This is a genomic window from Thiomonas sp. SCN 64-16 (assembly GCF_001725585.1).
Taxonomy (GTDB): Bacteria; Pseudomonadota; Gammaproteobacteria; order Burkholderiales; family Burkholderiaceae_C; genus Thiomonas; species Thiomonas arsenitoxydans.
Genome location: NZ_MEGQ01000076.1, coordinates 1 through 9,621, shown reverse-complemented (window position 1 = coordinate 9,621; position 9,621 = coordinate 1). Strand labels below are relative to the sequence as shown.

At 60.7% G+C, this 9,621-nt stretch carries 11 protein-coding genes; 1 reads left to right on the top strand and 10 read right to left on the bottom strand.

The window, feature by feature from the left end:
* Nucleotides 1-678: 678 nt before the first annotated feature.
* From ABT24_RS14850 to ABT24_RS14820, 7 genes are all read right to left on the bottom strand, one after another.
* Nucleotides 679-981 (bottom strand): BrnA antitoxin family protein, encoded by a 303-nt coding sequence (locus ABT24_RS14850; RefSeq protein WP_156054274.1) that lies wholly within the window; start codon nucleotides 979-981, stop codon nucleotides 679-681.
* Complete coding sequence (locus ABT24_RS14845; RefSeq protein WP_156054273.1) at nucleotides 962-1,273, bottom strand: BrnT family toxin; 312 nt, start codon at nucleotides 1,271-1,273, stop codon at nucleotides 962-964. The genes ABT24_RS14850 and ABT24_RS14845 overlap by 20 nt, the downstream gene beginning before the upstream one ends.
* Before the next feature lie 138 nt (nucleotides 1,274-1,411).
* Nucleotides 1,412-2,626 (bottom strand): hypothetical protein, encoded by a 1,215-nt coding sequence (locus tag ABT24_RS14840; protein WP_156054272.1) that lies wholly within the window; start codon nucleotides 2,624-2,626, stop codon nucleotides 1,412-1,414.
* Nucleotides 2,627-2,877: 251 nt separating this feature from the next.
* On the bottom strand, nucleotides 2,878-3,183 hold the full coding sequence (locus tag ABT24_RS14835; protein WP_013123536.1) for a helix-turn-helix domain-containing protein: 306 nt from the start codon (nucleotides 3,181-3,183) through the stop codon (nucleotides 2,878-2,880).
* Between the two features lies 1 nt (nucleotide 3,184).
* Nucleotides 3,185-3,481, bottom strand: a complete 297-nt coding sequence (locus ABT24_RS14830; protein WP_013123537.1) for a hypothetical protein — start codon at nucleotides 3,479-3,481, stop codon at nucleotides 3,185-3,187.
* A 114-nt stretch (nucleotides 3,482-3,595) separates the two neighbouring features.
* Nucleotides 3,596-4,759, bottom strand: coding sequence for an MFS transporter (locus tag ABT24_RS14825; RefSeq protein WP_276730544.1), 1,164 nt, complete (start codon nucleotides 4,757-4,759; stop codon nucleotides 3,596-3,598).
* Nucleotides 4,756-5,523 carry a hypothetical protein gene (locus tag ABT24_RS14820; RefSeq protein ID WP_276730545.1) on the bottom strand — a complete coding sequence of 256 codons (768 nt, stop codon included), beginning with the start codon at nucleotides 5,521-5,523 and terminating at the stop codon, nucleotides 4,756-4,758. The genes ABT24_RS14825 and ABT24_RS14820 overlap by 4 nt, the downstream gene beginning before the upstream one ends.
* A gap of 105 nt (nucleotides 5,524-5,628) precedes the next feature.
* Between ABT24_RS14820 and ABT24_RS14815 the strand changes: the two genes are divergently transcribed.
* Nucleotides 5,629-6,570 (top strand): AraC family transcriptional regulator, encoded by a 942-nt coding sequence (locus tag ABT24_RS14815; protein WP_276730546.1) that lies wholly within the window; start codon nucleotides 5,629-5,631, stop codon nucleotides 6,568-6,570.
* 158 nt (nucleotides 6,571-6,728) lie between these two features.
* Here the strand turns inward: ABT24_RS14815 and ABT24_RS14810 are convergent, their stop codons facing one another.
* The 3 genes from ABT24_RS14810 to ABT24_RS14800 all read right to left on the bottom strand — a co-directional run.
* Nucleotides 6,729-8,702, bottom strand: coding sequence for an aconitase family protein (locus ABT24_RS14810; protein ID WP_286738166.1), 1,974 nt, complete (start codon nucleotides 8,700-8,702; stop codon nucleotides 6,729-6,731).
* Between the two features lie 38 nt (nucleotides 8,703-8,740).
* A complete protein-coding gene (locus ABT24_RS14805) occupies nucleotides 8,741-9,172 on the bottom strand; it encodes a cupin domain-containing protein (protein ID WP_286738164.1) in 432 nt (143 codons plus the stop codon).
* 2 nt (nucleotides 9,173-9,174) lie between these two features.
* Nucleotides 9,175-9,621, bottom strand: a 447-nt coding sequence (locus ABT24_RS14800) for a cysteine hydrolase family protein (RefSeq protein ID WP_286738163.1), incomplete at its 5' end; no start/stop codon positions are given.

The window sequence follows — 9,621 nt, the reverse complement described above, 5'->3', positions numbered from 1 at the left end:
GCACCGGATGGAGGTGGCCGCCGACGGTGAGGCGGTAAATGGTCGTCCTGGACAGTTGGGTCCACTGTTGGACGGTCTTGACGGTCAGAAGGGTCTGCGTGGGCGGGGTTTGCGTGGGCGTTTGGGTCATGTCGGGTTCCTCAGGGTTGAGGAAGTGTGCAATGACTCGCGTTTACATGCAAACGCTTGTTTTGTTGACAGAATTAATTCATGGAAGTAGTTTTTATCTCGGAGTCAAGGCAAATCCGGCGTAAGCCGACTCAATCGCGCCGTGCATGCGACCATGATTCATTGCTATTGCATTCATCGTCTGCATCCACTCGCTCAATCACTCCACAGGGAAGATCGCGGCCCAGCCCCCAGGAACCATGCGGGGCAGATCAGGAGGGGGGCTTGGGGTAGCGTGCAGGCGCATGGGCGGCCCGGTCTGCGCGCATCGGGTCAGCACGCGGCGTGCTGATGCGTTTGGATCACACCGGCTTTGATGACGGTTTTGATGACAGGCAAACGCAGAAAAGAAAAAAGCCTAAGTGAATCAATTACTTAGGCTTATCTCTTGGCGGAGACGAAGGGATTCATTTTCTTCATAAAATCATGCACTTAGTATATTGATACCATGATTAGTACCATATCCAGTAGTACCGCACCCACCTGACCAGTGCTGAAATCGCAGCTCGCTCAAGCCTTGTGTGCCAGCATTTCTTTGCGCAAGATGGCATTGATGCGCGATTGGTAGCCCTTGCCCTGGCCCTTGAGCCAGTCCAGCACATCGGCATCGATGCGGGCCGTGATCTGCTGCTTGATCGGTCGATAGAACCGCCCACGCACGGAGGTATCCCATTGCGCTGCGCTCAACGCAGGGCTGTCGCTCGTATCGATGGCGTTGTCAGGCTGCGCAGCCAGCGCCTTCAGGTGGGCCTGCTGTGCCGCCGTCAGGGGCGGCAGCGAGTCCGGAGTGTGCCTAACGATTTTGCTCTTCATAGCGTTGCCTTTCCATGCGGTCGGCGCGACGCGCCGAGATGATACGGATGACCTCGATGGCGTGGCCGTTTTCATCGTCCTCGCGCACGGCATGCGCCACCATCAGCAGAACCACACCACTGACCAGACCGAAGGTCTGCCAGCGTTGCTCGCCGCCTTCAATGCGATCCTGGATGGAAACCTGCAGTGGGTCGTGGAAGACGTGAACAGCCTCTTCAAAGCTCACCCCATGCTTGCGTTGATTGGCGCGGTTCTTGGCCTCATCCCACTCAAAGCGCAAGTTGGTTGTCATGCCGCTATTGTAGTTGCGTTTTTGTCAATCAACACTCGCACATTCCCTCCCCTGGATGCTGAGGCACACAAAGCGGTGCGGCTCAGCAGCTCGTTCCGTTCGACCCCCAGCGGGTAATTTGGACATTCAGATGCCAGACTACCTACCCACGCGCTGCCCGAGCATTGTCTCCAACAACTTGCTCCCAGGATGCGCCGCCGCGATCAGATTACGGACCTGCGCTTGCACTTGGTCGACCGCAACGCCCGCTGCCGGTGCAGCCCGCAACGCCGCCGTGTAGGCATCAAGCACATCACCTCCGGTGATGTCGTATCCATAACCGAGCGCCATCCAGTGCAATGCCGCCAGACCGACGGCGAGCGCGAACCCAGGCTGCATTTCCGCATAGTCACGGGCGGCACGCGTCAGGGTGCGCGGGTCAGCCGACCAGTGCCTGGCCAACTCGACCGCCATATCGAATAGCCCCGTATCTTTGGCCGCGGCGAACCACTTGCCCTCGTTGCCCGGCGTGCTGGCAACGAGATCGCGCAGGATCGTTTCCTTCGGAATTCCCGGGTACTTCCTGGCGATCGCCCGAAATGTCGCCAGATAGGTTGTGCCTTGATTCGCCTCGATCGCAAAGCGCTTGTAGGCCTCTTCCGCGAGACCCGATTCCAGCAAGATCGTTTCGCACGCCAGGGCGATCTGCCAGACAGGGTCATTGAGTCCCCGCGATGCCTCGGCATAGCGCAAGGCCTCGGCACGCTTGCCCATGGCCACCAATGCCTTCACACCCCAACGCCGGTCGCGCCACCACTTGAACGGGGCTTTCTCGAGGAGCGCCAGAAGTTGCTCGTAGCGCCCTGCGGCGTACAGGCAGGCAAGACAGGCGGCGGTGCCGCCGTAGTACCGATGCTCACTTCGAGGTGATCCCCAGGCCGACTCCAGACCCGGCAGGAACTCGTCCGCCCAGGCCACCGCGATCTCGGGCGTGACGCACAGATCACCCCAGAGTTCACCCAGGGCTTCGATGTAGGACATGCCGTCATTCTCGACGGCGGCCCATAGTCGCTGCAGCCAACGCTGCCGCACACCGACATCCACAGTTGCTGCAGCGATGATCGGCACCAGGGTGTCGATAGCCTTGTTCACCGCCGATCCGATCGCCCCCGAAGAACTGTCCACCTGCTCCAATGCGGGAGAGAGTTTTTCCAGCAGGATGATGACGCCTTCCGCGGCAAGAACAGGCTCCTTGCGGCCCACCGCCTTGATCTCGGAGACCGCTTCCTTGATCCGCTGGATCGGCAGATCCGACCGCCAGCCGAACGCGCCACGGCGAAACCTCGGTGCGAACTGCCAGGCGTGCTTGGTCAAGGGCTCTTTTCTGTTTGTCGCCAAAATCTCCGATCTCCTTCAGTCGTGGCCGGCATCTGATTCTCCAGCCCCCAGCTCGTGTCGCAGCACATTTCTCGCCATGCATTACTCCGAATGATCGAGGCGAATCTGGATCCCGTCGCCGCCACCTTCGCGGCTGCGATGTTGTCCTTGGTCGATACCCAATTTAGAACCATGTGATGCGCACTCAGAGGCATTCTTCAAGCGCCCCCTTTGCCTTCTTTGCCTCTTCAGGCGGCAAGTTCTTGCGTCAAGTCCGGGTGACGGGCGATGAGGCGCAGCAAGCACAGCACGCCGCCGGGCGGAGCGAAACGGCCCTGCTCCCAGTCACGCAAGGTGGCGACTGGTGTCGAGATGCGTTCCGCGAACGCTGCCTGCGTCAATCCCGACGCCTCTCGGGCCTTGCGCACAAGAATCTGCTCGGGAGTCGTCACGCGCCCCGCCCGCGCCCGCGCCTCGTCCAGCGCCTGACGCAGATCCGGCAGCGGCTCTCCCGCGTCGGACTCGATAGCCTTGGCGATCTTGTACACGTCCATGTCACACCACCTTTCGGATGTCCTTGGGAAGCATGTTGTCCTGATCCGTTTTTGCGCATAGCGCCACCAGCAGCACGGCCTCCTCGTCGGTCAGGTTCAAGTAGATCACGCGCACCCCGCCGGACTTGTCGCTGCCTGCGCGCTTGCAGCGTACCTTGCGGGCTCCATCCGCCCCCGGAATCACGTCGCCCGCGTCAGCATGCTCAGCGATGCAGGTGATGAACTGCAGCCTCTCCTCGTCGGCCCAGATGCGATTGGCCTGCTTCTGGAACGTCGGAGTTTCGATGACCGTGCGCATGGCTAAATTGTGCGGGATTTCCGTAGATTTGCTTCAGCCGCGTGGTCGCTAAATCCCCATGCGGCACGCCTTGGCCTTCGCACCACCGGCCTGGATACTGCGTTCACCTCCAGTTCAAGGAGCGACGAGCGCCGACAACCAGCCTGCGATCGCACAGACGGCGAAACCTTCCAGTGCCTCGCGCGTACCGAATGCAGCGCTGGCCAGCGGCCCCAGGAAACTGGCCAATGCGAAGGCGCCGAACAGCAAGCCGAACGCCGTCTCGGCATGGCCATCCTTGACGACATGTGCGGCCAGCGCCGGCAGCTTGCCTGCCATGCCGCCGAAGGCCAGGCCCATGAGCAAGGGATACAGGGCGAACGCCCTCGCGTCCAGGCCATGCAGCACGGCCAGCAGGATCGCCGCAGCCAGGGCGTTGACGGCCAGCACCACCTTGCGGCTGAAGCGTCCGCCCCGGACGTCGGCCAAGGCGCCGAAGCCCAACCGCCCCAGGCCGTTGCCGATCGCCATGGCAGCGACCGCAACGAGGGCGAAGCTCGAGCCGAAGCCAAGTTGGCGGGTGAGATGTCCAACCGTCGCGAATGACGCCGACCCCAGAGGGGCGGCGATCAACACCAGACCCAGTGCCCAGCGCATCGACCGATGGCCCAGCATGGTCCGCATTCCGATACGCGGGGCCAAGTGCACGTCCTGCGCAGGCAGAACCGGGAGGCCGGCCCAGGCCAGCCAGCCCAGTGCGGCATACAGGCCGAGCAGCAAAGCCAGCGCCGCGCGCCAGCCAAAGTGACCATTGAGCGACTCGAACAAGGGCGCGCTTACCACCGACGACATGCCGTACAGCGCCAGCAGTGCGCCGCCCAGCACACCCCGGCGTTGTGGGTACAGGCGCGCGACGACGGCGATGCAGGCCGCCGTGGACAACCCGGCGCCAATCCCCAGGGCCACGATGCTGTAGCCCAGCATGAACGGCAGCGAATCCCCGAACACCAAACCGACCGCGCCACCGATCGTGAAGCAGCCGAGCGCCACCGCCAGCATCGCCCTGGGCGACATCCGCCGCAGCCCATGGCCGGCCAGGACAACAGCCGGAAGCAACGCGAGAGGCGTCAGCGAGAACGCCAGGTCGAGAGTCGCCCGAGGCCAGCCGCTTTGGGCATGGATGGCGGGCGAAATGGCGCCCCAGGAATAGATCAGCCCGAAGATGAACTGGAACGGCGCCAGCAGTAGGATTAGGGGCCATCGCCGGGGGGCGTTCTCGCAACGGGTCGAAACCGTCATGCCAGTTCCCGGTGAATATCAGAGAACAGTTGTTCGGAAGCCACCATACCGCGCACGACTCCCTTCCTGACTCGATGCAGCGCGTCGGCGCTCTGCGACAGCTTTCTCCGCAGAGGACTATCAAGCGCGGTGCTGTGTTCGGCGTCACAGATGCAATGCAGATCGATGGTCCGCATGTCCAGGCTCTCGTAGCTGCAGCCCATGCCCTTAAGGGATCGCCTCCAGAAGGCATACAAGTCGCAGACCCAGCACTCGATGGTTGAGAACGCGGCAAAGCTTTGCCGGTCATCACCATCGGCGATGATCGCCGCGTGTGCGTCGTAAAAGCGTCTGGAGATGGCTTTCGATGCGCGCTCGATCGTGACAATGCGCTGTCCGATGCCCATCGCCCGGTAAGATTCGATCAGGCGCAGGCTGTGGATGAACTGGCGGTAGAGTTCCCCATGCTGTGTCTTCCAGGAACTTGGCTTCGCCGAACCAAGACCAAGCTCATCGATCAGATTCTCATAGATCACGGATTTCATATCCTCATCCCGCAACGCCATGAATAATCGGCAGACGTACTCGGTAAAGTCGAACACGAAATCGGCGTACAACTCGAACATCAAGAACAGCTTTCCCGTGGCGCGCTCGACCGCTTGATTAAGAGGATGCTCCAGGACCAGCGCGGTGCGCAATTTCAGCAAATCATCCAATCCAGCATCAGGCTGAACGGGAGGCACAGGAAACACGGAAGCATGGAAATCGGTCAAGATGGCGGACATGGTTTCTCTCTCCTTTGGGATGAAAACGGGTTACAAACAGTCTAAGAAGCACCAGTCGACGAGCTTGCCGCCACATGAACCGAATCGTTGGAAGGAGATGAACACGTGGGAAACCAGACGCAGGGGAAGTCGGCGCACGCATGGGCGCAGCTGTTGGCAGAGCGCTTCGTGCCAGGCCAAGTCATCCTCGATGACGGCGGACCCGGCGGCCGCCTGGAGCAGCATGCGAAGTTCAACAGACTGTGGTTGGCCCAGCTATCGGTTCGCCCGCAGTCGATCAACCACGCGGTTCCCGATCTCGGTACGCTATCTGCCGAGGTACGCGCATCGGTCGTCGCTCACGTCGTTATCGAAGGCGACGGATTCATTGAGCAGAACGGCACGCGCCTGTCCTTCGGCGCCGGGGACATCTCGTTCCGCAATCTTGCCGAGCCATCGCGTGTCGTGTTCAAGACGCCCGGCAGTTTCTACGCCATACGGCTACCAGCAACGGCCATGCGCCTAAATCGTGTGGACCACGCGAGGTACCGCCCCCTTGCGCCGCGGATCGCGCGCGGCGCCGCTCTGCCTGCGGAGACAGTCCGCCGGGCTCTCTCTGGCATGGCCATGGATGGCTCCTGCGGTACCGCCGATTTCTACATGTCCTTTGCGCTGCCGTGGCTGTTGGCAGCCGCCTATCACGGTGATTCAGCGCCAGCGCCCGCCATCCGAGCCGGAAATGAACTGCGCTGGCAACAGGCGCTCGACTACGTTGAGCAGCATTTGTACGACGCGGACGTTCTGTCCGCCGTGGCCTGCGCGCAAGCGATCGGCGTGTCAGAACGCTATCTGCACCGGCTGTTCGCCCAGCGAGGACTGCGCTTCTCGCGGATCGTGCTGGCCAAGCGTCTCGAGGCCGCGCAAGCGATGCTGCAATGCGAGGCCTACCGGGAGCAGGCCATCGCCTCCATCGCCTATCAATGCGGCTTCAAGGATCCCGCACATTTCAGCAGGCTGTTCAAGGAGCGCTACGGGGTATCGCCGCGGAACTGCCGCACGAATGATTAGGGCACTCTGCCGCTTGTCTGCGGTCAGACTAAAAGTTTCATCATCCGATGTTTGTCGGATGCTCAGGCTGGGGTGAGGTTAAGCGGCATGCCGGCGATGTGTAAACCCTCCCCAGTCGTCATGGTCGATTCCTGCCGATTCGCTGGCGACCATGATGACTAGGGCGCGGAACTACCGTACAAATAAACGCAGAGACTTTGGTGGTTCCGAAAACGCCAATCTGCCTTTGCGGCATTTTCTTCGCCTCCGAGTCGTCTCAATTCGTCGAATGACACCAGCCGACCGGCGATTGCGCTGGCTGCAACGGTGTATGGGTTGGCGAGCCAGACCTTGCCTGGGCCAGATCTGCCCGGGAAATTCCGGTTGATCGCGCTGACCGTCACGTCGTTAGCCGATTCCGATGCGCCAGGGCCGCAGTTGGCGCAAGCGCCACAACTCGGTTGGAGCAGTTCAGCCCCCACCCGCTCAAAGGCTGAGAGATACCCCATCCGTTCGCAATACCGCGCAACGTCCTCGGTACCGAACTGCAGATATAGCTTCACATTGCGTGCGACTCGCAGCCCTTGCGTCACCGCCCAGGACAAAACATCATGGTATTGGTCGAAGTCCGACCGCTTGCCAGCCGTGCAAGAGCCACCGTAAGCGATATCGACAGAAGGACGCTCAATCAGGTCATTCAGCGGGATTCCATTGCCCGGGTCTCCGGGCAAAGCCACCATTGGCGACAAATCGGAGCAATCGAATCGCAGAATGTCGGCATAGTGCGCCAGTGCGTCGCTCCTCATCCAAGGCTCGACGGTGAACTCGATGTCCCTGCGTTCGCGCAGAAATCTGCAGGTCTGCTCGTCGGGTTCGACAATACCGGCGAAGCCGCCCAGTTCGGCCGTCATATTTGTAAGTGTGGCGCGTTCATCCACATCGAGCGCTCGCACTACGGAACCAGCGAACTCGAAAACCTTACCCACTCCAGCACCGTCTCGGATGCGGGGATCAGCGAGCAGACGTAATGCGATATCTTTGGCGGTCACACCTTCGGCAAGTTGACCGTCGATCTCAACCCTTAACACGTCGGGCACGATCATCCGTACGGCACCAGTGACCATGGCGTTAGCCATATCGGTAGTTCCCACACCAAATGCCAGGCAGCCAAGCGCACCACTGTGCGGAGTGTGGGAATCAGTGCCGACGACAAGTTGCCCAGGCAGGGCGTACCGTTCCGTCATCAACGGATGTGATATGCCCTCGGAGCCGACGCCGCCAGTTTGGCGACCGTGCTCACGCAGACCATGGGCACGCGCAAAGTCGCGATGGGCCTTGCACAAAGTGGAGATTCCGAGCATCGCTTCAGGGCTACGATGCGCTGCGCTCAGGTGTGCGTACGACAGGTGATCTTCGAACGTGAGCAGCGAAGGGGCGTCCACGACTTCCAGATCATTCCAGAAAGCGGAGCGCAGCAGGTGAGATGCCATGCCGGTGTAATACTCATGAATAAAGCGCCAGTCAGTGCGCACAAAGCAACCTTGGCCAGTCGCGGGAGCATCCCTGCAGCCAGGGGTCGTCAATAAATTCCGTTCAAGAATTTTGTGTGCCAGGGTCTTAGGCCTCGCGTCGCGTTCTTGCTTTCCGGAAAATCTACTGAAGTCCCACGATCGGCGCTGACCATAACGTAACAACCCCCCCGCACTCAGTATCTCCGCGGACAAGCTATCGCGCGAGCCGATGATCTCGTCCCACGTGATGGCTTCCCTTCGACACAGTCTCTCAACTAGCCCAAAGTCGGTTGAAGTAATCAGCCCCAGATTGTCCGCGTTCTGCCTGTAGATGCGCTCAAAGCTCTTGGCAATCACGAGACGGATGCCGGCGCTTCGCTCGGCAAGAGGGCTGTGTTCACGGGAGGAGCCTTTGCCATAGCGGTGCCCCGCCACTGTGACTTGAAATCCACCCTGCTTCACCGCGCCTTGCGGCACTGGGCGCTGGCCTCGAGTCTCGTAGCCGACGTAGGGAAAATCTCCGAGTCGCTCATCGAATAAGGTGAGCACCGGGATCGGCGTAATTTCGTCGGTGGAAACATCGTCGCGCAGCTCGCCTACATCATCAAACTCCAGATCGCGCCCGGCGAGCTGCGCGCCCACGAGCGCGGGTTCGACCGTTAAGAAGAGAATGCGGCCGGTCAGAATGAAGGGGGAATGTCACGCAAGTAGATCGGGAGCTCAGCCTCATCTACATCGTCACGGACGCCATCAGTCGGCATTGGCAGCGCGCCCCACACGACGTAGATCAACGCCCCCTCGGGTGAGCGCCAAGCATGCCGACTGCCGGGGCGATAAACGACGAGATCGCCAGGACCGTAACTACCGTGATCGTCTTCGAAACGGCCACTCAGCACAAGGAAGCATTCATGGCCCGGATGGACGTGAGTAGTTGCACTCGCGCCAGGTGCGCACGACACCAGCGCAACATGTTGTCCAGAACTCTCGCACTTGAACAGGCTGAAAATACGGGCGCCATGGCGCCCGAGGCTCGAGTGTGTCGTCCATTCCAAAAGGTCGGTATCGGCGGCGGAGCCTAGATTTACCACGAGCGGGGGTTGGTTGAGGTTCATGGTTATATTTCCTTGAAAAATTTGGCGTTGGCGAAAGCGCCATCTAGGGTGGTGACGTCGGCGGTGCTACGCAATACCTTCACGGCAGCGTCATGTCGAACAGGGTCGAGCGCGGCTGTAGCTTCCTCGATCACGCTTACGTGGTAGTCGCGATCGTGTGCATCCATGGCGGTGGCGAGCACTACGAACTCGGTGGATACGCCAATGAGTATTAACTTCTCGATGCGCTGCGCGCGGAGCAGCAGTTCGAGATTAGTCTGGTAGAAGGGGCTGACGCGCTGCTTAACGACAACCGGCTCCGTTGATCGAGGAGCCAGTTCCGGCGGAGGTTGCGTTGCCCACGTACCGAGTTGCAGCCTCCGGTCCTGACGGGCCACTGAAAGCACGGAGGATCCTGTCGGGCATTCTGCGTAACTTTCGCTGAAACCAACCACTACATGAATCACCGG